Origin of the sequence: Klebsiella sp. CN_Kp097, assembly GCF_040064495.1 — a bacterium.
In the GTDB taxonomy this organism is placed as follows: domain Bacteria; phylum Pseudomonadota; class Gammaproteobacteria; order Enterobacterales; family Enterobacteriaceae; genus Klebsiella; species Klebsiella aerogenes.
In genome coordinates this window covers 935,119-958,134 of sequence record NZ_JBEAIL010000007.1, presented here as the reverse complement: position 1 = coordinate 958,134, position 23,016 = coordinate 935,119, and the positions used below count along the sequence as shown (strand labels likewise).

Here is a 23,016-nt window from a genome sequence, read left to right as displayed (position 1 = left end):
GATGACCCCTTCATTGACGCTGCTGGCGGCGGGAAGCCTGAAAAGCGCTTTCCTCCCGCTGCTGGCGCGATTTCAGCAGCTTAGCGGCATTCAGGTCGAGGCGCAGTTCGGCCCGGCCGGCCTGCTGCGCGAACGCATTGAAGGCGGCGAACGCTGCTCGCTGTTCGCCTGTGCGAATACCGAACACCCTCAGGCGCTGCTGCAAGCCGGGCTTGCGATAAAATGCTGTTCGTTTGCCGCTAACCGACTGATGCTGACCGTGCGCCGCACGCCTGATACCGATCGCGCTGACTGGCTGGCGTTACTGCACGATTCTCGGCTGCGGCTGGCGACCTCGACGCCGGCCTGCGATCCTTCCGGCGATTACACCTGGCAGCTTTTTGCCCGTCTTGAGGCCAGCTATCCGGGCCTCGGACGGACGTTGATGGCCCGGGCGCAGCAGCTGGTCGGCGGTCGGGCGTCGCTCACTGTACCGTCGGGCGCTACCGCAGGGGCATGGCTAATTGGCGAAGACTTTGCCGATCTGTTTATCGGCTACGCCCACTATGCGGTTCAGATGACGGAGAGCGCGCAGTTTCGCACGTTACTCATTCCCGAGCCGTGGAATATTCGCTGCGAGTATCAGCTGGCGCAAATTGAGGGGAGCGCTGCCGCGCGGCAGCTACGGCGCTATATAACCGCAGAAGAAGGGCAGATGTTTCTGCGCGCGGCAGGATTTTTGACCGTTAGCGATGGATCGTAAACTGCGGCGCCAGTAACGGCACTGCGCTACCGGGATGGTCGATTTTGTGAACCGGCAGGCCGTAGGCACGCTGCAGGTTCGCTTCGCTGAGTACCGCGAACGACTCTCCCGCCAGCCATTCGCCGCCGGGCAACAGCAGCAGGGTATGGCTGGCGACCTGCAGCGCGTGAGTCGGATCATGGGTGGTGAACATCACGGTGCGCTTCTGCCGATGAGCAAGGTCGCTAATCAGCTGTAACACAATCTGTTGATTGGCCAGATCCAGCGCTGAGCAGGGTTCGTCTAACAGGATATTCTGACTCTCACTGACCAGCGCGCGGGCAATGAGCACCAACTGCTGCTGTCCGCCGGACAGGGCGCGAAAAAGCCGATTGGCCAGCGCGGCGATCCCCAACTGCGCCAGCGCCTGTTGAACCTCCCGTTCATCTTCCGGCCCCGGCTGCGCGAACAGATCGACGTGGCGGGCGCGCCCCATCAGTACTACATCGCGTACCTGCCAGCCGAATGCCGGACGAAACGACTGCGGCACGATGGCGATGCCGCCTTCTACGCTAAACTTTCCGCCGAGCGGCGGCAGAACGCCGGTCAGGGTATCCAGTAGCGTACTTTTGCCGCGACCGTTGGCGCCCAGTATCGCCCAGATTTGCCCGTGACGGCACTGCATTGATAGTGGGGAGAAGAGCGGCTGACGATGGCCATAGCGCAGGGTGTCCAGTGATAATGAAATGTTCATTGGGCCACTCCGCGGCGTTGGGACCGAATGAGTAAAAGGGTAAACAGCGGCGCGCCGAGCAGGGCGGTAATAATGCCAATCGGAATCTCCGCCTGGGTTAAGGTGCGCGCCAGGTCGTCCACCACCACCATAAACGCGCCGCCGAGCCAGAATGCCGTTGGCAGCAGTCGGCGGTGATCGGCGCCAACCAGCAGGCGCGCCAGATGCGGAATCACCAGCCCAACCCAGGCGATGCTGCCGCTGACCGCGACCTGGGCGGCGACCAGCACCGCGCAGCAAACCAACACTCCGCGGCGCAATGTGGTCACCGAAACGCCAAGACCGCGCGCATCTTTATCATCCAGCGCCAGCAGGTTGATACGCCAGCGCAGCTTTAGCAGGATAACGGCGGCGACGGCGACCGGCAGCGCCATGGACAGCACTTTATGCCAGTTAGCAGTGGCAAAGCTGCCGAGCAGCCAGAAAACGATATTCGGCAGGGTTTCTTCCGTGTCGGCAAGGTACTGCATCAGGCTGACCAGCGCGGCAAAGAAACCGCTGAGAATAATGCCTGAAAGGATCAGCGCTAGCGTGTTTTCACGCCCTTGCAGCCTGGCAATCAGATAAACCAACACCAGCGCGGCGAGGCCGAAGAAGAAGGTACACCCCATCATCGATATGATGTCAAAACCCAGCAGGAGCGCCAGCGTGCCGCCGAAGGCGGAGCCGGAGGTCACGCCGATGATATGCGGGTCGACCAGCGGGTTGTGGAATACGCCTTGTAAAGTCGCGCCGCATAGCCCCAGCGAGCCGCCGGCCAACAGCGCCATCGCTACCCTGGGAAGCCTGACTGACCAGACTATCTGCCCGGCGATGCCGCTATCGGGCGCGCCATGCGTAAGCTCATGAAAGACCTCATTCAGGCTGAGGTGGTACTGCCCCAGGCATAGCGAAGCGATAGCGATAAACAACGTCGCCGCCGTCAGCCCTCCGTGCAGCAGGGCCCAGTGAAAGTTACTGCGCATTCGGCGTCCATTTCACGCGGTAGAAGCGTTGATAGTAATCCTGCGCTTTCGCATCGACATCGACGTTCCGGTAGCGGGAAGGATAGAGCTTTTTCGCCATCCACAGTTCGCCTATCGCCAGCGCTTCCGGCATTGGGTAGCCCCAGGCCTTGGCGTATTCCGGCATCAGCCATACCCGGTGGTTTTTCACCGCGTCTATCGCTTGCCATTGCGGGTCGTTTTCAATCTGTTTGACCACCTGCGGATAGCGGTCCTGGACGAAGATCACCTCAGGGTTCCACTGCAGAACCTGTTCCAGCGAGACCTGACGGGCACCCTTAACCGTCGCGGCCGCAACGTTCAGCGCCCCGGCATGCTTCATCATCAGACCGGTATATTTGCCGGAGCCGTAAGTGTTGAGATCTGGATTGGCCATGTACACGCGCCCCCGCTGGCTGTCAGGGATACCGGCGACCGGAGCGTTAGCTTCTGCCCGCGCCGCAAAGGTGTAATCAATCAGCGCTTCGGCCTGGTTTTGGCGTTCGACGACTTCGCCAATCAGGCGGATCCCCTGTTTAAGCCCGTCGTTATAGGCCTGCTCTTCATTGGCCATTGTCGGGTTCATTTTGTTTTTCTCGCCCGCCGCGTCCTGACGCAGGGATATCGCGACGACCGGAACCCCGGCGTTTTGGATCTGCTGGATCATCGCCTGCGGCGCGTAATTGGCGACGAACACCACCTGCGGATGCAGCGCCAGCAGGCTTTCGATATTGACCTGAGTTAAATCGCCCGGCGTCGGCAGATTTTCAATAGCGGGCATAAAGCGGACAAACTGCGGCCCGAGCTGTTTTTTCCAGCTGCTTAACACGCCGACGATATCGTCGCCGGCATTCAACTGGACCAGGAGATTTAGCGTCTGGTGCTGCAGGACGACCGCGCGGGTGATGTGGTCCGGCAGCGTAACCTGGCGGCCCAGTTGGTCGGTGACGGTGCGATCGGCAAAGGCCTGGCTGGTGAACAGGCTGGCGCTGAACAACGTTAGCGCCAAAAGTAAACGGTGTGGTGACATGGATTAACCCGATTGGATAAGAATAAGCGATATATATTAAATTATATAGCGATACCGGGAACAAAGCATCCACATCTTGCGTATCGAGCGGCTTTGACCTACGGTAAATCCACCACCAATCCATTCATGCGCCGTTATGTCTTATCCATCCCGCTTATTAAGTGATATCCCCGGTATTCGTTACGCTTTTCTCGATGTGCACGAAACCGCCGCTTTTCCGTACAGCGAAATGGCGCCGGTTAAGCTGGTGCACGGCAATGTTGTTCATCATTATCAGGGGCCGCAGGCAGAGCGGCCGCATGCCGATGCTGTATTTACGGCTCTGCGTGGGCAAAAGGTCGGCGTCGTCACCGCCGACTGTTTACCGCTGTTAATGGCCTCGCGGGATGGGCGCTATGTTTGCAGCGTGCATGCCGGCTGGCGAGGAGCGGCCAGCGGCATTATCGAAAACAGCCTGGCGCTATTTCGCCAGCATCAGGTGGCGATAGAAGATGTTGTGGTGGTCTGCGGGCCGCATATTCACGCCTGCTGCTATGAGGTTTCGGCCGAGTTTTATCAGTTGCTGTTGACCATGCCGGCGGGCAAGCTGGCAAAACGGTACAATGACGAGCTGTTTCATCAGCGCCTCGCCCCGCCAGAAACCGGGCAAGCGCAGGCGACCGGGAACGATAATCTGTGGTTCGATCTCCGCGCGCTGGCGCAGCGGGTGCTGCAACAGGCCGGGGTGGCGGTGGAAAATACCGAATGGCTGGGAAGCTGTACCTACTGCACGCCGCAGGCGCTCGGCTCCTACCGTCGGCGCACCCATTTTCCGGCGGCGAAAACCTTCCAGTATTCATGGATTATGCGCGAATGAGATAAAATGATGTTTGCTGATGTGTAACATTGGCGCACGCTTGCTATCTCTACGGTCCTTCAAACAAGGAGGATCGTAAAATGAAAGCTAACTCAGTTGTACTGGCCCTGACCCCGCTGCTGGCCGCCAGCGCTTTTTCCGCCCATGCAGGACCGCAAGCCCAGGCGGTATGCGGTTACAGCCACACTCTTGGCGACGACGCGATTATGATGTTCGGTATGCCAAACCAGGCGATGTGGCATGATTTCTTCGGCAATACCCACACCGACGCGGTCTCAACTTATCAAACCCTGCGCGCGCAGCCGGAAACCACCTGTGATAACAAGGCCGATAGTTCCGCCTATTGGGCGCCGTCAATGAAGTTGCCGGATGGACAAATTGTCACTCCGGCTTATCAGAAAACCTATTACCAGGCGACCAAAGTCGAACAGTATCCGCTGCATCCTTTCCCGTCGGGGTTAGAGCTGCTGGCTGGCGACCACCACGGCTCCGCGCCGAGCTCACGGATAACCTTCCTGTGCGCCAACGGTAAAGGCTATAGCAACAAGGCAGGTGAGGTTTGCGGCCTACGTAAAGCGGGCGACGCGGTGCAGTTTAATATCGGTATTCAGTTCCCCAACTGCTGGGATGGCGTCAACCTGAAGCCGAGCCACGGTCACAGCAACGCCGCCTATGATGTCAACGGCGCCTGCCCGGCCGACTATCCGGTAAAAATCCCGACGGTTAATATGAATATCGCCTACGTGCTGCCGCAGATTAAATCACTGGACACGGCAAAAATTGAGCTGTCGATGGACCCGGTTATGAAGGGCGATAAACGTGAAGAGAAGTGGGGCAGCATCTATACTGCCCATGCTGATTTCATGAACGGCTGGACGGTCGAGGGCGCGCACTTCATGACCGAACACTGTATGAATGAAGGCATGGATTGCGGGACCAACGTGCCTTATAGCTTCTCGCTGGCGGAAGAAAACGCGGTGGTCGAGAGCGCGCAGCCGAATGTTAACTTCGGGGCGCCTGGAGCGCTGCAGATTTCCGATAACTGGAAGAACGGTGGCCGTACCAGCAACCCGGAAACCCTGACCCTGGTGAAGTTTAAAATCCCGGCGCAGCCGAAAGATCAGGATGCGTCGCTGTTTAAATATCGCCTGCGTCTGTACGGCGGCAAAGTGGAAACTAACGGCGCGGACCAGATCTTCTTCTACCCGGCCAGTAATGACTGGAGCGCGGCGAGCGTGACCTGGAAGCATCGGCCGGCCTGCAGCTACAACTCTGATGCTCAACTGTATCTCAATTCATCTCGTGAGTATCGGATGGTGGATATCGATAAAGCAGTGCGTAAGGCGCTGGCGGAAGGGAAAACCGAGATCTCCTGGTACATCGGCGGCGACCGTCAGGGCAACCACTATCAGTTTGACGCCGCAGCGGCGCAGAAGCAGCCGATCCTGATGCTGGTTGGCTTTAAAACCACCCCGGAAATTTAATTTCCAATAAAGGTAAGCTATTCCCGGTGGCCGTGTCGCCACCGGGTTTGTGACTTACAACACTTTAAAGCCGTGGGTACCATCGCGCGCTAACTGTTCCACCAGGCCATACTCCCAGTCGAGATAAGCCTGCATTGCCTCAGCGGAGTTATCGGTTCCTTCATAAGGCCGTCGATAGCGATCGCCGCGCGGCGTTGCCAGATGCGTCTCGCCCTGTTCCAGCGCCAGCCCGGCATCAATCCACGCCAGCGTCCCGCCGCTTAACAGTTGTACCTGCTTACCGGTCAATGCCGCGACTTCAGGCACGGCATAGCGGGCCAGCAGGCTGCTGCCGCAGGTGACAACGTAACGTTTTGCGGGAGGGATGAGCTCAAGCGCCTGACGCAGCTGTGAACGCGCCAGCCACCAGGCGCCGGGGATATGCCGTGCGACATAGTTAGCGCTGGTGGTGAAATCCAGTACCACGGTGCCGGGTTCACGCAATTGTTCCGCTAACTGCGCTGGGGTTATCTCCTCAGCCTGCGGCGCCGGCGGTACGCTGGCGGGCGGAACGCCGCGTTCGCTCAATTGCTCCACGCGGACATCGCGTAAAACCGCCACTTCCCAGCCCATCTGCGCTAACCAGGACGCTGCTATCGGCGCGCGTATCTCATCATCGGAGACCAGCACAATCCGTGCTCCGCGTACGCTGGCATAATGATCGGTTTCCTGCACCAGCTGGCCGCCGGGCGCATTCACGCTGTGCGGCAGATGGCCTGCGGCATACTCCTCGGGGCTGCGAACATCAAACAGATAGGTGGTGCGGCTCGGCTGCTGTTGCCAGCGGGCTAAAGTCGGGGCATCAATGAAGGCCACGCCAGCGCGCTCGGCCAACTGCGTCACCGCAGCCACGCGCTGCGCTGAGGCGCGGAAATCGGCGTCGTAGCGACGCTGTTGGCCGTGCTCGAGTTCCAGTCCGGCTAAGGTCCAGCCGATGGTACCGTTGCGCAGTGCGTATACCGGATTGGCTAAGCCGGCATTGCGCAGCGATTGGGTACCGACAATGCTGCGGGTACGGCCGGCGCAGTTAACGATCACTGTCGTTTGCGCCGACGGCAGTAGGCCTTCGATGCGTAACGCCAGCTCCCCGCCGGGCACGCTGATGCTGCCGGGAATATTCATCGTTTGATACTCATCGAAACGCCGCGCGTCGACCACCACGACCGGCTGGGGACCCTCGATCAGCGCCTTCACTTCCTCGGCGCTCAACGAGGGCGTCTGGCGCTCGCTCTCTACCAGCTCGCCGAACGCTTTGCTCGGTGAGTTAACGTCCTGAAAGAGCTCGCCGCCACTGCGCTTCCAGCCCGTCAGTCCGCCAGCCAGTAGCGCGACATCCTGATAGCCCCAGCGTTGCAGCCGTTCAAGGGCCTGCTCCGCGAGACCTTCGCCGTTATCGTAGAGGGTAATCGGCGTCGTCAGGCGCGGCACGCGGCGAAAAATCTCCAGCTCCAGCTTGCTGAGCGGCAAATTAGCGGCAAACAGCGGATGGTTAGTGGCAAATACGGCCTCTTCGCGAACATCGATGAGCGCCACTTCTGCGCCATCGATTAGCGCCTGGCGTACCTCGGCTGGCTGGCGATAATTGTAGTCAGGCATATTCATTATCCTTTGAGAGATCCCAGATATTGGGCAAGTGACGGTTGGAGTAACCGGAGACGAAAGGTTTGGCGATCCCATCCGCGGTATAAACAGCACGCCGGACGCTGCCGATGTTAGCGCCGTAGACGTGAATACTGATTGAGACGTGGTCAGCGAGCGCGTTACTCACCCGATGAATATCGCCATCGCGGGATGAGACTTTTTCCACCTTGCCGGGTGAAAGCCGTTCAGCAGGGCCAGTGGCGATCGGCAAACCGCGTTCGTCGAGTCGGTAGCGCTGGTTCTCCTCCGCGCCGCGCAACATACCGATGGCTCCCCAGACCCGATGGTCGTGGATCGGCGTCGATTGCCCCGGCCCCCAGACGAAGCTGACAATCGAAAAACGTTGGCCGGAATCGGCATGCAGCAAATACTGCTGATAGTGATGGGGATGCGGCAGGGTGTACTCTTCCGGCAACCAGTCGTCTTTTTGCACCAGCGAAGCCAGGCGCTCGGCGACGGCGTCGAGCAGGGTGGCCTCATCGGTAAACTGGCGATGCAGAGCATCAAGGTCTTGAATAAACTGGCGTAATTTTTCCACTCGCGGTGCAGTCATGGTGGTTTCCTGTTGTCGGGACTGGTCATTACGCTAGCAAAGACGTTAATATAATTAAAATGCAATTTCCGCATATATTAATATGCAAAAATCACATTAAGGATTATATGCGTATCGATGACATTGATGCCCTGCTGGCTACCGTGCAGTTTTCCTCTCTTAACCAGGCTGCGGAATATCTCGGCATTACCCAATCGGCCATTACCCGTCGGCTTCAGCGCCTTGAGCAAACCCTCAATGTGACGCTGCTGGAGCGCCAGACCCGGCCCCTGACGCTCACCGCCGCCGGGCATCGGGTGTATGAGCAGTGCCTGAGCATTAAGCGGGAAACCAAAAAGCTGTACGGTCTGCTTGACCCGGAGGCGGAACCGCAGGGCGTTCTGCGACTCGGCGTGCCGCAGAGCGTGGCGGAAATCGCCCTCCAGCCGGCGCTGAGCGCGCTACGCCAGCAGTTTCCGGCCCTGGAGCCGCAGGTGACCTGCGGCTGGAGCGGGCTGCTGCAAAAAAGGCTGGAGAGCGTCGAACTGGATGGCGTGTTGGCGATGGGACCACAACAGCAGCGCTTTGCTGACGGCTACAGCGGAAGGCTGCTGTGTCCGCTGGATATTGTGGTCATCGCGGCGAAAAGCTGGCGACTGCACGCCGGGGCGCTGCGCGACTGTGCGCAGCGAGGCTGGGTACTGAATCCCGACGGCTGCGGCCTGCGGGCCGGGCTAATCCGCGAACTGCAATCGCAGGGGCTGCGGCTTGCGCTGAACGTCGAGACCGCCGGCGCCCAGCTGCAAATCAGCCTGGTGGCGCAGGGACTGGGGCTTGGACTGGTGCCTCGCGCCGCGCTGGCCGCCAGCCCGTGGCGCGATGAAGTGGCCACGCTTGCGCTCGCGGATTTTCAGCCGGAAGTGCATCTGTGGCTGGTAAACGCGCAGAATCTGGCTAATCTGAGCCAGCCGCTGACTTTTTTTGCCGGAAAAATTGTGCAGAAACTTAACGCATCTGATTGAAAGATATCTATAAATTTTTAAATGCTTATTCTGCATATTAAGTTATGATAAAAATGCATTTCGCTCATTAAGGGCCTGTGTATAGGGTAATGAAAACGCGCCGCCGCCGCGGCCCATTCATTACCTTGCTACCAGGAGTTCTGTATGAGCATTCAGTTTCTCGGCATGATCGGCCACCGCCTGTCGTCAGAAACCATCGCCCCGGTAGGGCCGATTTTTGACCGTGATTATATTGTGCGCTTCGCGCAAACACATGAAGCCGCGGGGTTTGACCGTCTGCTGGTGGGGCATTGGTCCGATCAACCCGACGGCTTTTTGGTGACCGCGCTGGCGGGGTTGTCGACACAAAAGATAGCTTTCCTGCTGGCGCACCGCCCCGGTTTTGTCTCGCCAACTCTCGCCGCGCGTAAATTTGCCACTCTTGAACATCTGCTTGGCGGCCGGCTGGCGGTACATATTATCAGCGGCGGCAATGATGCCGAGCAGCGCCGTGACGGCGACTATCTCGACCACGACCAGCGCTATGCGCGCACCGACGCCTTCCTCGATACCATCCGCAAAGTCTGGACCGCCGAACAGCCGGTGGACATCGACAATGATTTTTATCAGGCGCAACAGGCGTGGTCGGCGATTCGCCCGCTGCAGAAACCGCATATTCCCCTCTATTTCGGTGGCTCGTCGGAGGCGGCAATTACGGTTGCCGGTAAACACGCTAACGTCTTCGCGCTATGGGGGGAGTCGCTGGCGCAGACTGCGGAAACTATCCAGCGGGTACGGGCCGAAGCGGCAAAACATCAGCGCGAGATCGGTTTCAGCGTGTCGTTCCGGCCGATTATCGCCGATAGCGAAGCGGAAGCCTGGGAGAAGGCCGAGCATATTCTGCATGTCGCCACCGAGCGGGCGGCGCAGAACGACGGGGGCTTTAAAGCCAAGCCCGATAGCGTTGGCGCGCAGCGTCTGCGGGCTACGGCGGCGCAGGGCAAGGTGGTGGATAAACGCCTGTGGACCGGCATCGCGCAGCTGGTGGGCGGCGGCCACAACTCTACCGCGCTGGTCGGTACGCCGGAGCAGGTTGCCGATGCGCTGCTCGACTACTACGACCTCGGCGTGCGTAACTTCCTGATCCGCGGATTCGATCCGCTGAACGATGCGCAGGAGTATGGCAAAGCGCTACTGCCGATTACCCGCGAAAAAGCCGCGCTGCGCGCCGTGGCGGAGCGTGCATCGTGAGTCATCGCCCAATCGCAGATTGGCCACGGCAGCTTGCCGAGATCCGCCAACTGATGGCGGAGGAGGCTGCCAGCCTTGATGCCAGCGGCGATTTTCCCCATCGCAATATTGACGTTCTGCGTCGACGCGGGTTTTTAAGCCTTGCCGTACCGCAGCAGTACGGCGGACCTGGTGCCAGTTTAGCCGAGCTGCAACAGGCTATCGCCGCCATCGCCTGGGGCGAACCGGCAACCGCGCTGATTGTCTGCATGCAGTATCTGCATCATCTGCGGCTGGCGGAAAATACGCACTGGGCAGAGCCGCTACGCCAGCGCGTATTTGATGATGCGCTCACAAACGGCGGGTTGATCAATAGCCTGCGCGTCGAACCGGATCTGGGCTCTCCGGCGCGCGGCGGCCTGCCGCAAACGATAGCCAGCCGTAACAGTCGGGGCTGGCTGATTAACGGCCACAAAATTTATACCACCGGTATCGAAGGATTGAGCTGGCTGGCGCTGTGGGCGCGCAGCGACGACAACCCGCCGCTGGTCGGTAGCTGGCTGGTTCCTGCCGACAGCGAGGGCATCAGCGTAGTGAAAAGCTGGGATCACCTCGGCATGCGGGCCACCGGCAGTCACCAGGTGGTGCTGAAAAACGTGCAGGTGTCCGCCGGGCACGCGGTAGACGTTTGGCCCACCGACGAGCCGCCCGCGCCGGACGCCGAACAATTTCGTCTGTTTGCCAACCGTCATACGGCGCTACTGGCGGCGATTTACGATAGCGTGGCCCGTGCGGCGCGCGACTGGCTTGTCGCGTGGCTCGGCGCGCGGGTCCCCGGCAATCTTGGGCAAGCGCTTTCCAGCCTGCCGCGGGTACAGGAAAAAGTGGGGCAGATCGAAGGGCTGCTGCTGGTTAACCGCGCGCTGCTGGAGAATGCCGCGAAGCTGGGCTTTTCCGCTATTGAGGCCAATCTGGCGAAAGTCACTGTCACCGACAACGCCATTCAGGCGGTCAACCTGGCGCTTGAACTCACCGGCAATCATGGTTTAAGTCGGCAACATCCTCTGGAACGCCACTATCGCAACGTCCTGTGCGGGCGGGTACATACGCCGCAGAACGACAGCGCGTGGCAGGCGGCGGGTAAACACGCTTTTCAACAACAAGGATAATTCAGATGCGCATATCCCATTTTACCCGCATAGCCGGGGCGCTAATGCTATTGACGCTGAGCAGCTATGTTGCAGCTCAGGAAAGAATCACACTAAGAATTGCCGATCAAAAAGGCGGCATGCGGTCACAACTGGAGGCCGCTAACGCCTTGCAAAACCTCGCTTACGATATTAAATGGGCCGAGTTTCCTGCCGCCGCGCCGCTGGCTGAAGCGCTCAACGCTGGCGCGGTTGACGTGGGGATTATCGGCGATGCGCCGCTGTTGTTCGCGCTGGCGAACGGCGCGCCGGTAAAAGCGATTGCCGTCGATAAGAGCAACCCGGCGGGGACCGCTGTATTGGTACCTCCCGGCAGCGCGTTAAAAAGCGCGGCGGATTTAAAAGGTAAACGCATTGCCACCGGGAAAGGATCGATTGGCCATTTTGTGGCGCTGAAAGCGCTGGAGCAGGCGGGTGTTTCGCCGAAGGAAGTGCAGTGGGTATTCCTTGGCCCTGTGGATGCGAAAGTCGCGCTGCTTAACGGTTCGGTGGATGCCTGGGCGACCTGGGAGCCCTATACCACGCAACTGGTGAAAACCGCTGAAGGGCAGATTCTGGTGAGCGGCAAAGGGCTGCTGCCGGGGAACACCTTCCTGGCCGCCACCGATAATGCGCTGAAGGATCCACAAAAGCGCGCGGCGCTTCAGGATTATCTCACCCGACTGGCCGGCGCCGAGCGTTGGGCTTATGCCAATCTCGATAGCTATGGCAAAACGCTGGGGGAGATTATTCGCTTCCCGGCGGATATCGCCCGCGCGCAGTTTGCCAATCGCCAGTCGCAGTGGCAGCGGCTGGACGCGCCGACGGTCGCCCAGCAGCAGTCGACGGCGGACTTTTATCTTGCCAACGGCCTCATTCGCGCAAAGCTCGATGTAACGCCGACATTTGATCACGGCTTTAACGTGCCGGTCACGCCGGTTCATGCGGAGGCGGCGCCATGATGACCACACGTTTTACCCGTCGTCGTTTCTTACAGTTTACCGGTGGCCTGGCGCTGGCCGGGACGTCTGTGCCGCTATGGGCTCACGATATGGCGGAGATGGCGAGCGGTGATGAACACCCGGCGCTGCGTCTGGCGCAGCCTTATAAAATCAAGTTGGCGATTAACAAAAGCGCAGTGTGCCTGGCGCCGGTCGCCGTCGCTGAGCAGCAGAAGATTTTTAGTAAATATAACCTCGACGTTGAGTTTGTTAACTTTGGTAACTCGACGGATGTTCTGCTGGAAGCGATTGCCACCGGCAAGGCCGACGCCGGGGTAGGCATGGCGCTACGCTGGCTGAAGGCGCTGGAGCAGGGCTTTGACGTCAAACTTACCGCCGGAACGCACGGCGGTTGCCTGAATCTGCTGACGGCCAAAAACTCGCCTTTTGGCGCGCTGGAGAGTCTGAAAGGGCAAACCATTGGCGTCACCGATATGGCCGGGCCGGATAAAAACTTCTTCGCCATCTTGCTGAAACGCCACGGTATCGACCCGATTAGCGATGTGCAGTGGAAAGTCTATCCGGCCGACCTGCTCAGCGTGGCGCTGGATAAACGCGAAATCGCCGCCATTAGCGGCAGCGAGCCCTTTAGCTATCGCCTGCTGGAAACCGGGAAATATCAGCTAATCGCCAGCAATATGACCGGCGATTACGCCAATCTCAGCTGCTGCGTGCTGGGCGTCAGCGGTGCCCTTGCGCGCGATCATAAACCGGCGGCGGCCGCGCTTACCCAGGCGATTCTGGAAGCGCACAGCTATGCCGCCGCGCATCCGGAAAGCGTGGCGCAATCTTTTCTCGCCCATGCGCTAAATACTAACGAAGCGGAGGTTAGCGGCATTCTTCACGGCCAGGGGCACGGTCATCATGCGGTGGGCGAGGCTTTTGTTAAAGAGCTGACGCAGTATGCCGTGGATCTGCAGCGGGTACAGGTCATCAAACCGGGAACCGATCCTCATCAGTTTGCGGAGAGTATTTATGTCAACGTTTTCGCCTGACCGCGCGCTCGCCCGACCGGGGCTCGGCGCTTTGCTCTGGACGGAGGGCGGGCTTGCCGCCGCGCTATGGCTGCTGGGCGGCCTGTTCACGCAGGCCTGGCCCGATGCCGGTCGGCGCTGGCCGTTTAGCGAGGAGTGGGCGCTGGCGCAGTTCACTCTCGGCGGCGGACTGCTGTTACTGACGCTGAGTTACCGTTACTGGCGCCAGCGGGGCGCGCGTTTGCAGCGTGCCGGAAAATGGCTGGCGCTGCTGCCGGTGCTCTTCGCGCTATGGGAAGGGCTGACGGCCAAGACGGCGTTTTTGCCGGTGCCGTTTTTCGCTCCGCCGCAGGCGCTGATTGAAGTGCTGCACGATGACTGGCCGCGGCTGCTTGATAGCCTACTGCATTCGCTGGGGCTGCTCGGGCTCGGAGTGCTGCTTGGCACCAGTTGCGGGTTTATCAGCGGGCTGGCGATTGGCTGGTCTCAGCGTATTGGCTATTGGGTGCATCCAATTTTACGCCTGCTGGGGCCGGTACCTTCCACCGCGCTGCTGCCGCTGTGCCTGTTTATCTTTCCTTCCAGCTTCGGCGCCAGCGTGTTTTTGATTGCGCTCAGCACCTGGTTCCCGGTCACGGTATTGACCTGGTCCGGGGTCATCGGTATCGATAAAGCGTGGTATGACGTGGCGCGAACGCTGGGAGCCAGCCAGCGATTTCTGATCCTGCGCGTGGCGATCCCCGCCGCGCTGCCGAACGTGTTTGTCGGCTTGTTTATGGGGCTTGGCGCGTCGTTTTCGGTGCTGATTGTCGCCGAAATGGTCGGCGTCAAATCCGGGATCGGTTTTTATCTGCAGTGGGCGCAGGGCTGGGCGGCCTATCCGAATATGTACGCGGCGCTATTCGTGATGGCGTTGTTATGTTCCGGCCTGATTAGCGGGCTATTTATGATTCGCGATCGGCTGCTGAGCTGGCAGCGAGGAGGGATGCAATGGTAAGTGCCCAGACAATTTCGACCGGTGCGGCGGTGGCGGTACGTCATCTTCATCATGCTTTTACATTGGGCAAACAGACGGTGCCGGTGCTGGACAATATCAGCCTGCAGCTGCGGCCAGGGGAGAGTGTCGCGCTGCTTGGCCCCTCAGGATGCGGTAAATCGACGCTGCTGCGCCTGCTGGCGGGGCTGGAGCCACAGCAAAGCGGGCATATTGAGATTGACGATGCGGCGATGGGCGGGCCGGGGCCGGAACGGATCCTGGTTTTCCAGGACCCGACGCTTTATCCGTGGCTGACGGTGCGGCAGAACGTGCTGCTGGGGCCGCAGGCGCAGGGGAAAAAGGGGCTGGAGCCGAAGGCCGACGCGCTGATTTCGCGCATCGGGCTGCAGTCGTTCAGCGAGGCGTGGCCGCGGCAGCTTTCCGGCGGGATGGCGCAGCGTGCGGCGCTGGCGCGCGCGTTGCTCAATGAACCGCGTTTACTGCTGCTTGATGAGCCGCTGGGTAAGCTGGATTCGCTCACCCGCATCAGCATGCAGCGCGAACTGATTGCGCTATGGCAGCAGCAGGGTTATACCAGCCTGCTGGTCACTCATGATATCGAAGAAGCGCTGCTGCTATGCGAGAGAGTACTGGTGATGTCGCCGCGGCCGGGGCGCATTATCGCTGAATTTACGCTTCCTCTGGCGTTTCCCCGCCATCGCGACAATCCACTGTTATTGCAGCATCGGCAGGATATTTTGCGTATCCTCGGCCAGGAAGAGGATTGGTAAGCCAGGTGCGGGGCTAATCGGGGCTACAAATGACACGGACCGTCGATACTGTTATTGGTTTGCAACTGTTTGGTCCGAGAAAAACAGTTGTTTTGTGTTCATTCAGAGCACATTGCGCTCCCGAAATGTCTTCTGCGTTATGTCTCCCATGGCGCAGGGAGCGCACAGGGGGCGGCCAATCGCCGCCGCCCCCTGTACCCCCGGGCTATGGCCGCCAAAATCGCCACTTCGTGGTACCTTCGACTTATCCCGGCAGGCTTCGGGTCGGGCCGAGGCAGCGTCCTTGCAAAACACGGCCCTCAGCACGCATCCCTGCGTGCTGCCCCGGCCTGCCGGGAACATCTCAGCGATTTTGAGGCCAACAACGGCGGCAGTTTCAGTCGCTATTGGCACAGAAGTAGCCCGGATAAGGCGCAGCGCGCCGCTATCCGGGGCAGGGCAAGGCTTAAAAATCCATTTTCACCGTAAACTGCACTTCACGCGGGTCGCCAATCTGGTTGCCGAGATTATTGGTGCCGATTGACGAGGTGTAATAGGTCTTATCGAACAGGTTCTTCACATTCATCTGTAGCGTTACCGGATACTGCAGCTTCATTTTATAGGCCGCGAAGACGTCGGCCACCGCATAGCCCTGCAGATAATAATCCGCGCCGTTGGTGCCGGAACGTTTGCTGACCGCGTGGCCGCCGCCGCCAACGGTCAGGGTGTTGCTGTTATAGACGTTATGAATGTCATAGGTCAGGAACAGCGAACCGGTATGTTTTGGCACGTTCGGTAGCGGTTTACCGGCATAATCGGGATCTTCCAGCACTTTGGCATCGGTATAGCCGTAGCTGGCGATGACGCTGAGGTTATCGGTGAGCGAGCCCGCCAGATCCACCTCCACGCCGCGCGAGCGAACCTTACCCGCGGTCTTCGCCACCGTCTCGTCGCCGATACTTTCGGTATACAGCACGTTACGTTTATGAATATCAAATAACGCGATATTGGCGGTAATACCCTCTAAAAGGTCGAATTTCGCGCCGACTTCGTAAGAGGTGGACTCTTCCGGCGGCAGTTCGCCGATATAGCTGGCAATCGACGACTGCGGCATAAACGACTGGGCGACGTTAGCAAACAGCGACACGTTGGGCGTTACCTTGTAAACCAGCCCAGCCTTCGGCGTCCATTTCTCATCGCGGCTATCGGTATTGACGTTAAACGGACGGCCTTTACCGGCGTACTGGGTGTAATACTGGTAGCGTACGCCGGCCACGGCAATCCAGTTGTCGGTCAGATACAGGGCGTCCTGCAGATAGGTCGCATAGCTCTCCTGCTTGATGCGCTGATCGCTATCGGCAGCGGAAACGGTATTACAGGTATCGAGAGTGCCGTAAACCGGATGATAAATATTAAAGCCTTTCACGTTCTTACAACGCAGCATATCGGTACGCAGCAAATCGTAATTCTCATAGGCGACGCCGGTCAGCAGTTCATTATAAAAGCCGCCGATGACCACATTGCCTTGTAGATCGGCGCGGGTGGAATGCATCTTTTGCGTCGAGCCGTGCGTGCCGTCGACCCGGCGGGTCAGGTTGCCGGTCGCAGAATCATAGGCCATTACCCTGGCCTGGTTATCGTTGTAGTGATCCTGGCTGTAACTGTAATCAAAGCGCGCGGTCCAGGCGCTGTTAAGACGGTACTCGGCATTCAGTTGGGCAATATCGGAATAACCATCGGTGATATTAAAGGCTTCATCGAAACGGGTTTTACGATCGACGTTGACCGCGTGGCCGGTATCGAGGTCGAAAATGGTGCCGCGGTCAAAGGGGGCGCTGTAATCGCGATGTGAATACGAAGCGGTAATGGTCGCGCTATCGCCAAACCAGCTCAGGGAAGGGGCGATAAAGCTGCTTTTGTTCTTGCCGAAATTGCGCCAGTAATCTTCATTTTGATATTCGCCGATCAGACGATAGGCCAGACGAGTCCCTTCTATCGGACCGGTCACGTCGAAGCTACCCGTGCCGCCGCCAAAACTGCTGGAGGTGGCGGAAACCGAACCAGAGAACTGGCGCTCGGGGCGTTTGGTGACCACGTTAATCAGCCCGCCGGGGTCGAGAATACCGTACAGCGTCGAGGCCGGGCCCTTCAGGACTTCAACCCGCTCGGTAGCGGCGTTAAAGCTGCGCGGCAAAACGGTACGCAGGCCGTTGGTCATGATAGAACCGTCGCGATTGGCGCCGAAGCCGCGGCGGGTAAAGGCATCCTGGGTACCGCCGAGGGTATTGGTCTGCACCACGTTAGCGACGTTATACAATGCTTCATCCAGCGAGGTAGCATGCTGATCTTCCAGCACCCGGTCGCTGACGGTATTCACCACCTGCGGAATATCCAGCAGCGGCATTGAGGTCAATGTCGCCGTGGACGAACTCAGCGGCTGATAACCGCTGGTGGCGTTCTGCTGGCGGCCGTCAGCCACCACGGTAATAGTGTCCTCAACATCCTTTGTATTCTTTGCCGCGTTATTTTCTGCGGCCATTAATCCCGGTGAGGCTAAAAAAAGAAGCGAAAAAAGCGCGCGCCCTTGCAATGTCCTGCAGGCGACATGGGGTTGAGTCATTATCTGTTTCTCGTGAACGAATCTGCCTTTGCGGTCAGATAAAGCCAATAAAATCATTGCCCTGAAAATAAAACCTATCTGTTAAGCGTCTGAACGCGCCTTCAGATATGTAATTGAGAATCATTCAAACACGAAGGAATGTAGTAGTAAATGTTATGTAAGATAAAAAATCGTCGCAGAAGAAAAGCACGATTTCGCAGCCTGTCGTAGAGAGTGTGATGCTTTTATTTTATTGATTATAAATACTATTCATAAAATTCATTTTGTGTCGCCGCAGGGTAGTGAACGTAACGATAACAACATGAAGCACAGTATTGACTACTACATTCATCCCCTTCATGATCAAAAGAGAATGAGATTTATTTTGATTTGACTGCAGAACGTCGAGGGCTGATGCCGGAACGCTGCGGCGCAGGAGCGAGTTATGCCACAGCGGGTAAACCCTGCAGAAAAGGGGATCGTCCTGGAATCCCTGTCGGCCGGATATGGCCAGACGCTTATCGTCGATGACATTAACCTGACGATCCCCAGCGGTAAAATGACGGTGCTTGCCGGGGCTAACGGCTCAGGCAAATCAACGCTGTTATCGACCATCGCCCGGATGCTAAAACCGCTCGGCGGATGCGTGCGTCTGGACGGAAAGGCCATCCACGACATGCCGACCAAAACGGTTTCCCGCCAGCTGGGGATCCTGCCGCAATCGCCGCTGACGCCGGAAGGGCTCACGGTGTTTGAACTGGTATCGCGCGGGCGCTACCCGTGGCAGGGGCTGATGCGCCAGTGGTCTGCAGCCGATGAACAGGCGGTGGAAGAGGCGCTGCTATTAACCGGCACCGCCGAATTCGCCCATCTGGCGGTGGATAGCCTTTCCGGCGGCCAGCGTCAGCGCTGCTGGATAGCGATGGCGCTGGCCCAGCAGACGACAACCATATTACTGGATGAGCCGACCACCTGGCTCGACCTGCGCTATCAGGTCGAAATTCTTGAACTTCTGCAAAGCCTGACCCGCGAACATGGCCGCACGGTAGTGACGGTGCTTCACGACCTGAACTTTGCGGTGAACTATGCCGACCTGCTGGTATTTCTCAAAAAGGGGCGGATAGCCGGGACCATTTCAGAACAGGAAATCTGCAGCCCCGAACTGATTAAAAACGTCTTTGATGTTGATGTGCAGATGTCAATCAATCCGCAAACCGGCAAACCTTTCTTTATGCCGTTTCGCGCACCCCAGGCCGTTGCCCGATGAGCGCCGCCGTGCTGTACGCCACGCGGCGTCGTACTCGTCCGCGGTTGGCCATGCTGCTATTAACCCTGATGCTAATCGCCGGTTCGCTGATTCATCTTGGTTTAGGCGCCCGCTGGATCGCGCCGCAGACGGTCCTGCAGGCGCTGATCGAGTACGACCCGCGGAACTTCGATCACCGTATTATTGTTGATTTACGTCTGGTTCGGCTGGCAGCGGCGCTGTTGACCGGCGCGGCGCTTGGCGTTGCCGGGGTGCTGCTGCAGACGGTGATCCGCAACCCGCTTGGCGAGCCGCATATCCTTGGGCTCAACGCCGGGGCCTCGTTGGCGGTGGTCGCGACCTCGGCGCTGGGCCTCTCTGTCGGCGATTTTCCGGCAGCTCGCCCGCTAACCGCCGCCTGTGGCGCGGCGCTACTGTTCGGCGGGGTAATGGCGCTGGCCTCTGCCGGGCGCGGCGGGGCGACGCCGCTGCGCATTACGCTATGCGGCGTGGCGATCTCGGCGTTTGCCTCGGCGGTGACGGCGGCGATATTAATACTTGACGAACAAACGCTGCTGGCGATGCGCACCTGGCTTGCCGGCGATCTGGCCGGGTTGAACTGGGCTACCCTACAGGCGGCGCTGGTGCCGGCGCTTTCTGGCATGGGACTGGCGCTGCTCCTCGCGCCACGTCTGAACGTGCTGGCGCTGGGCGATAAAGTGGCGCTGGGGTTGGGGGTGAATCTGGTGCAGACCCGGCTGCTGGGGCTGGCCGCTATTGCGCTGCTGTGCGGCGCGGCGGTGGCGGTCGCCGGACCAATAGGGTTCGTCGGGCTGGTGGTGCCACACGTGGTGCGCCGTCTGATAACGCAAGATATTCGTCTGGCGTTACCGCTGGCGGCGCCGGTAGGGGCGCTGGTGCTGGTGCTGGCGGATATCGCCGCCCGTACGATCCTCGCCCCGCAGGAACTAGCGACCGGCGCGATGACCGCGCTGGTGGGCGCGCCGCTCTTTATCTTTATTGCCGCGAGGTTTTTTAAATGAAACGCGCCGTTCATCGCGCCGGATTTCGGCCTCTGGCGATGGGTTCAACCCGCCTATTGTTACGTCCAGCGGCATTAAAAATTGCCGCCTTCATCCTGTTTATTTTGCTGACGCTGGGGCTCTACAGCCTCAGCCGCGGCAGCTTCCCGCTGCCGTCTTCGGCATGGGCGCGTGCGCTGCTGGCGCCGGAGCAGATTGGCGAGCAGCAACGCTTTATCCTGTTTGACATTCGGCTGCCGCGAATTTTGATGGCGCTGCTGTGCGGCGCCATGCTTGGCCTGGCGGGGGCGGCGATGCAGAGCATTACCCGTAACCGCCTGGCGGACCCCGGCCTTATTGGCGTCAAAGAGGGAGCCTGCATTGTGGTACTGGCGCTAATTCTGTTTTTCCCGGCCATAGGGCTGGCGTGGCGGCCGCTGGCAGGAATGCTCGGCGGCGTGCTGGTGGCGCTGTTGGTGCTGGCGCTGGCGCGCGATTGTTCACGTCCGCGCTTTATTCTGATTGGCATCGGCGTGTCATGGACGCTGGCGGCGGCGGTTGGCATTTTTATGACCACCGCCGACGTACGCGATGTACAGACGGCGATGATCTGGCTCTCCGGCAGCCTGCACGCGGCGACCTGGCCGCTGCTGGCGGTGGCGTTTTGCTGGGCGCTGCCTGGCGCATTGATTCTGTTTTGCACCGCCCGCGCGGCGGATGTGGCGCTGCTGGGCGATCGTACTGCCATCGGTCTTGGCGTACGTTTGCCGCAGCTCACGCTGCTACGCTTCTTTGCCCCCGTGCTGCTGACCTCTGCCAGCGTTTCCTGCGTTGGCAGTCTGGGTTTTGTCGGTCTGATGGCGCCGCATATGGCACGTTTCGTCCTGCGCGGCGGTCAGGTGGCGCTACTCTGCGGCAGCGCGCTGATTGGCGCGTTGCTGGTGCTGGCAACCGATACGCTGGGGCGGCTGGCGTTTGCGCCGCTGCAGATCCCGGCGGGGATTGTTATTGCTCTGGTGGGGTGCCCATTTTTTATTGCTCTGCTTTGGCGTCGCCGTGACGCCCTGTAAATCAAAAAGGATTGTTATGCGTTGGTTCGTTTCTCTGCTGGTGCTGTGCGCGGGCGCTGCCGCGGCTGCCGATTCGCAAACCTTCACCGACGATTTAGGTCGTACGGTGAGCGTACCGCTGCATCCGCAGCGTATCGTTTCGATGCACGATCTCGATATTACCATCCCGCTAATTGAGCTTGGGGTACCGCCGGTGGCCAGCCATGGCCGCACGCGCCCGGACGGCAGCCACTACCTACGTTCCAGCGCCCAGTTGACCGGCGTCGATTTCGACAATAGCGAGATTCGCTTTATTGGCACCGCCGATATCGACCTTGAAGCCGTGGCCGCGGCGAAGCCGGATCTGATTATTACCGAGCCGAGCCGCCATGTCTCGGTGGAGCAACTGGCGAAAATCGCGCCGACGGTCAGTATCGATCACCTGCAGGGCAGCGCGCCGCGGATTTACCGCAAACTGGCGCAGCTCACCGGCAGCCAGGCGCGGCTCGCGGTGCTTGAACGTCGTTATCAGGAACAAATTAAACAGCTAAAGGTCACGGTCGACCCGCAGCAGTACCGCGTGTCGGTGATACAGGCGAATAACGGCAAGGTGACGGTACACTACTCCTATCACGCGCTGGGGCGAGTTCTGCGTGACGCCGGGTTCCGCTTCCCGCCGTTGATCGACAAGATCCCCGATGGCCAGCGGATCGACGTCAGCGCCGAGCAGCTACCGGAACTGGATGCCGATTTTGTCTTCGCGACCTGGCGTTCGGACACCGGCGGTAAGCCGCAGGATGAGCTAAAGGCCATGGAGGCGGTAATGCCCGGCTGGTGTGACTTTATGCGCGCCTGCCGCACCGGCCGCTATATTTTGTTGCCGCGCGAAGAGGTTATTTCTAATTCGTATGCCGCATTGACGCTGATGGTTGCTCAGGTGCAGTCGCACATCGCCGGGCGGCCGATTCCGGCGGGGGCGAAATGAAAGCGGGAGTGAAAAAAGAGAAGGGCAGAGTCGATCTGTTTGGCGAGCGTTTTCGCGCCCGCGCGCATCAACTTTCGCCTCGTTTACGCGAAGTGGCAAACTACATTAATGATAATCGCGAGGTGGTACTGGAACGCACGGCGATGGAGATCGCCACCGCTACTCACACCTCCGATGCCACCGTGGTGAGGGCAATTCAGGCATTGGGTTTTGCCGGGCTACGCGAATTAAAAGAGACCATGGCGCGCTGGTTCGGGCCGTCTGCGACCTCGTCGGAAAAGATGCGCTCGACGGTGGGGGCACTCTCCTGTGATGTCAATTCCAGCATCGATTTTGTGCTCGATGGGCATCAACGCGCCTGTGAGGTGCTATCGCGTGCGGATAATCGCGCGGCGGTAGCCCAGGCGGTGGCGCTGCTGGGCGATGCGCGTCAGGTGGCGATATTTGGCATCGGGGCGTCGGGGATCCTCGCCGAGTACACCGCGCGTCTGTTTAATCGTATTGGCTTACCTGCCTGTACCCTCAACCGTACCGGCTTCAGTCTTGCTGAGCAGTTGATTAGCCTGCAGCGCGGCGACGTGCTGATTATGATGGGGCAAAAATCACCGCATCGGGAGGGCATGACCACGTTGCGTGAGGCGCAGCGGCTGGGGATCCCGACGATATTACTCACCCAGGCGCTGGATTCGCGCTTCAGTCAACTGGCACAGGTGGTGATTGATGTTCCGCGCGGCGGCGATAACGGGCGAGTGCCGCTGCACGGTACGGTGCTGATTTGCCTTGAGATGATCGTGCTGTCCGTTGCCTCGACTACGCCGCAAAAGACGGTCAAATCAATGAAGCGAATCAATGAATTGCATCGAGCCATTGGCAAATCAGGTGGTCAACGCGGTTGAA

General features: G+C 59.4%; 19 protein-coding genes and 2 pseudogenes. 15 read left to right on the top strand and 6 right to left on the bottom strand.

From position 1 onward, the window contains the following. Position 1: 1 nt before the first annotated feature. Positions 2-742, top strand: coding sequence for a substrate-binding domain-containing protein (locus ABLV07_RS15005; RefSeq protein WP_045361245.1), 741 nt, complete (start codon positions 2-4; stop codon positions 740-742). Here ABLV07_RS15005 and ABLV07_RS15000 read toward each other — a convergent pair. The 3 genes from ABLV07_RS15000 to ABLV07_RS14990 are packed head-to-tail and all read right to left on the bottom strand — an operon-like array spanning position 726 to position 3,527. Next, on the bottom strand, positions 726-1,475 hold the full coding sequence (locus tag ABLV07_RS15000; protein WP_045412696.1) for an ABC transporter ATP-binding protein: 750 nt from the start codon (positions 1,473-1,475) through the stop codon (positions 726-728). The two genes, ABLV07_RS15005 and ABLV07_RS15000, sit on opposite strands and share 17 nt — an antisense overlap. Next, positions 1,472-2,479 (bottom strand): iron ABC transporter permease, encoded by a 1,008-nt coding sequence (locus ABLV07_RS14995; RefSeq protein ID WP_221914566.1) that lies wholly within the window; start codon positions 2,477-2,479, stop codon positions 1,472-1,474. The genes ABLV07_RS15000 and ABLV07_RS14995 overlap by 4 nt, the downstream gene beginning before the upstream one ends. Then, on the bottom strand, positions 2,469-3,527 hold the full coding sequence (locus tag ABLV07_RS14990) for an ABC transporter substrate-binding protein (protein ID WP_045361239.1): 1,059 nt from the start codon (positions 3,525-3,527) through the stop codon (positions 2,469-2,471). The genes ABLV07_RS14995 and ABLV07_RS14990 overlap by 11 nt, the downstream gene beginning before the upstream one ends. 136 nt (positions 3,528-3,663) lie before the next feature. Here ABLV07_RS14990 and ABLV07_RS14985 point away from each other — a divergent pair, with 136 nt between their 5' ends. Further along, entirely contained in the window at positions 3,664-4,383 is a 720-nt protein-coding gene (locus ABLV07_RS14985) for a polyphenol oxidase family protein (RefSeq protein ID WP_015705140.1), read from the top strand. An 80-nt stretch (positions 4,384-4,463) separates the two neighbouring features. After that, positions 4,464-5,867: a DUF1996 domain-containing protein gene (locus ABLV07_RS14980; protein ID WP_221914567.1), complete on the top strand. Its 1,404-nt coding sequence runs from the start codon at positions 4,464-4,466 to the stop codon at positions 5,865-5,867. Positions 5,868-5,921: 54 nt separating this feature from the next. Here the strand turns inward: ABLV07_RS14980 and ABLV07_RS14975 are convergent, their stop codons facing one another. Both ABLV07_RS14975 and ABLV07_RS14970 read right to left on the bottom strand, forming a co-directional pair. Next, positions 5,922-7,502 (bottom strand): rhodanese homology domain-containing protein, encoded by a 1,581-nt coding sequence (locus ABLV07_RS14975; RefSeq protein ID WP_045361235.1) that lies wholly within the window; start codon positions 7,500-7,502, stop codon positions 5,922-5,924. Further along, on the bottom strand, positions 7,495-8,100 hold the full coding sequence (locus tag ABLV07_RS14970) for a cysteine dioxygenase (RefSeq protein WP_045361233.1): 606 nt from the start codon (positions 8,098-8,100) through the stop codon (positions 7,495-7,497). Before ABLV07_RS14970 ends, ABLV07_RS14975 begins: the two co-directional genes overlap by 8 nt. 107 nt (positions 8,101-8,207) lie before the next feature. Here ABLV07_RS14970 and ABLV07_RS14965 point away from each other — a divergent pair, with 107 nt between their 5' ends. The 7 genes and pseudogenes from ABLV07_RS14965 to ABLV07_RS14935 all read left to right on the top strand — a co-directional run bounded on the left by ABLV07_RS14965 (position 8,208) and on the right by ABLV07_RS14935 (position 15,239). Then, on the top strand, positions 8,208-9,101 hold the full coding sequence (locus ABLV07_RS14965) for a LysR family transcriptional regulator (RefSeq protein ID WP_015705144.1): 894 nt from the start codon (positions 8,208-8,210) through the stop codon (positions 9,099-9,101). 144 nt (positions 9,102-9,245) lie between these two features. Further along, positions 9,246-10,299: pseudogene (locus ABLV07_RS14960) on the top strand (LLM class flavin-dependent oxidoreductase); the annotation flags it as partial. A gap of 85 nt (positions 10,300-10,384) precedes the next feature. Beyond that, complete coding sequence (locus ABLV07_RS14955; protein WP_047036681.1) at positions 10,385-11,479, top strand: acyl-CoA dehydrogenase family protein; 1,095 nt, start codon at positions 10,385-10,387, stop codon at positions 11,477-11,479. 5 nt (positions 11,480-11,484) lie between these two features. Next, positions 11,485-12,459: an ABC transporter substrate-binding protein gene (locus ABLV07_RS14950; protein ID WP_348853535.1), complete on the top strand. Its 975-nt coding sequence runs from the start codon at positions 11,485-11,487 to the stop codon at positions 12,457-12,459. Next, positions 12,456-13,493, top strand: a complete 1,038-nt coding sequence (locus ABLV07_RS14945; RefSeq protein WP_020079071.1) for an ABC transporter substrate-binding protein — start codon at positions 12,456-12,458, stop codon at positions 13,491-13,493. Before ABLV07_RS14950 ends, ABLV07_RS14945 begins: the two co-directional genes overlap by 4 nt. After that, positions 13,474-14,469: an ABC transporter permease subunit gene (locus ABLV07_RS14940; RefSeq protein ID WP_020079070.1), complete on the top strand. Its 996-nt coding sequence runs from the start codon at positions 13,474-13,476 to the stop codon at positions 14,467-14,469. The genes ABLV07_RS14945 and ABLV07_RS14940 overlap by 20 nt, the downstream gene beginning before the upstream one ends. Then, positions 14,463-15,239: an ATP-binding cassette domain-containing protein gene (locus tag ABLV07_RS14935; RefSeq protein WP_020079069.1), complete on the top strand. Its 777-nt coding sequence runs from the start codon at positions 14,463-14,465 to the stop codon at positions 15,237-15,239. The genes ABLV07_RS14940 and ABLV07_RS14935 overlap by 7 nt, the downstream gene beginning before the upstream one ends. Positions 15,240-15,684: 445 nt before the next feature. Here ABLV07_RS14935 and ABLV07_RS14930 read toward each other — a convergent pair whose 3' ends face one another. Continuing rightward, on the bottom strand, positions 15,685-17,757 hold the full coding sequence (locus ABLV07_RS14930; RefSeq protein WP_072206517.1) for a TonB-dependent siderophore receptor: 2,073 nt from the start codon (positions 17,755-17,757) through the stop codon (positions 15,685-15,687). 505 nt (positions 17,758-18,262) lie between these two features. Here ABLV07_RS14930 and ABLV07_RS14925 point away from each other — a divergent pair. The 5 genes and pseudogenes from ABLV07_RS14925 (at position 18,263) to ABLV07_RS14905 (ending at position 23,015) form a co-directional block, all read left to right on the top strand. Then, entirely contained in the window at positions 18,263-19,084 is an 822-nt protein-coding gene (locus ABLV07_RS14925) for an ABC transporter ATP-binding protein (RefSeq protein ID WP_015705152.1), read from the top strand. Continuing rightward, entirely contained in the window at positions 19,081-20,106 is a 1,026-nt protein-coding gene (locus ABLV07_RS14920; protein WP_045412714.1) for an iron ABC transporter permease, read from the top strand. Before ABLV07_RS14925 ends, ABLV07_RS14920 begins: the two co-directional genes overlap by 4 nt. After that, positions 20,103-21,155, top strand: coding sequence for an iron ABC transporter permease (locus tag ABLV07_RS14915; RefSeq protein ID WP_045412717.1), 1,053 nt, complete (start codon positions 20,103-20,105; stop codon positions 21,153-21,155). The genes ABLV07_RS14920 and ABLV07_RS14915 overlap by 4 nt, the downstream gene beginning before the upstream one ends. 11 nt (positions 21,156-21,166) lie before the next feature. Continuing rightward, positions 21,167-22,119 (top strand): annotated as a pseudogene (locus tag ABLV07_RS14910) (iron-siderophore ABC transporter substrate-binding protein). Then, positions 22,116-23,015 carry a MurR/RpiR family transcriptional regulator gene (locus tag ABLV07_RS14905; RefSeq protein ID WP_015705156.1) on the top strand — a complete coding sequence of 300 codons (900 nt, stop codon included), beginning with the start codon at positions 22,116-22,118 and terminating at the stop codon, positions 23,013-23,015. Before ABLV07_RS14910 ends, ABLV07_RS14905 begins: the two are co-directional and overlap by 4 nt. The last annotated feature ends 1 nt before the right edge of the window (position 23,016 follow it).

Bases quoted from the DNA above. Each gene is read 5' to 3' on its own strand.
- ABLV07_RS15005 (WP_045361245.1), top strand. From the start codon at position 2: ATGACCCCTTCATTGACGCTGCTGGCGGCGGGAAGCCTGAAAAGCGCT.
- ABLV07_RS15000 (WP_045412696.1), bottom strand. From the start codon at position 1,475: ATGAACATTTCATTATCACTGGACACCCTGCGCTATGGCCATCGTCAG.
- ABLV07_RS14995 (WP_221914566.1), bottom strand. From the start codon at position 2,479: ATGCGCAGTAACTTTCACTGGGCCCTGCTGCACGGAGGGCTGACGGCG.
- ABLV07_RS14990 (WP_045361239.1), bottom strand. From the start codon at position 3,527: ATGTCACCACACCGTTTACTTTTGGCGCTAACGTTGTTCAGCGCCAGC.
- ABLV07_RS14985 (WP_015705140.1), top strand. From the start codon at position 3,664: ATGTCTTATCCATCCCGCTTATTAAGTGATATCCCCGGTATTCGTTAC.
- ABLV07_RS14980 (WP_221914567.1), top strand. From the start codon at position 4,464: ATGAAAGCTAACTCAGTTGTACTGGCCCTGACCCCGCTGCTGGCCGCC.
- ABLV07_RS14975 (WP_045361235.1), bottom strand. From the start codon at position 7,502: ATGCCTGACTACAATTATCGCCAGCCAGCCGAGGTACGCCAGGCGCTA.
- ABLV07_RS14970 (WP_045361233.1), bottom strand. From the start codon at position 8,100: ATGACTGCACCGCGAGTGGAAAAATTACGCCAGTTTATTCAAGACCTT.
- ABLV07_RS14965 (WP_015705144.1), top strand. From the start codon at position 8,208: ATGCGTATCGATGACATTGATGCCCTGCTGGCTACCGTGCAGTTTTCC.
- ABLV07_RS14955 (WP_047036681.1), top strand. From the start codon at position 10,385: ATGGCGGAGGAGGCTGCCAGCCTTGATGCCAGCGGCGATTTTCCCCAT.
- ABLV07_RS14950 (WP_348853535.1), top strand. From the start codon at position 11,485: ATGCGCATATCCCATTTTACCCGCATAGCCGGGGCGCTAATGCTATTG.
- ABLV07_RS14945 (WP_020079071.1), top strand. From the start codon at position 12,456: ATGATGACCACACGTTTTACCCGTCGTCGTTTCTTACAGTTTACCGGT.
- ABLV07_RS14940 (WP_020079070.1), top strand. From the start codon at position 13,474: ATGTCAACGTTTTCGCCTGACCGCGCGCTCGCCCGACCGGGGCTCGGC.
- ABLV07_RS14935 (WP_020079069.1), top strand. From the start codon at position 14,463: ATGGTAAGTGCCCAGACAATTTCGACCGGTGCGGCGGTGGCGGTACGT.
- ABLV07_RS14930 (WP_072206517.1), bottom strand. From the start codon at position 17,757: ATGGCCGCAGAAAATAACGCGGCAAAGAATACAAAGGATGTTGAGGAC.
- ABLV07_RS14925 (WP_015705152.1), top strand. From the start codon at position 18,263: ATGCCACAGCGGGTAAACCCTGCAGAAAAGGGGATCGTCCTGGAATCC.
- ABLV07_RS14920 (WP_045412714.1), top strand. From the start codon at position 19,081: ATGAGCGCCGCCGTGCTGTACGCCACGCGGCGTCGTACTCGTCCGCGG.
- ABLV07_RS14915 (WP_045412717.1), top strand. From the start codon at position 20,103: ATGAAACGCGCCGTTCATCGCGCCGGATTTCGGCCTCTGGCGATGGGT.
- ABLV07_RS14905 (WP_015705156.1), top strand. From the start codon at position 22,116: ATGAAAGCGGGAGTGAAAAAAGAGAAGGGCAGAGTCGATCTGTTTGGC.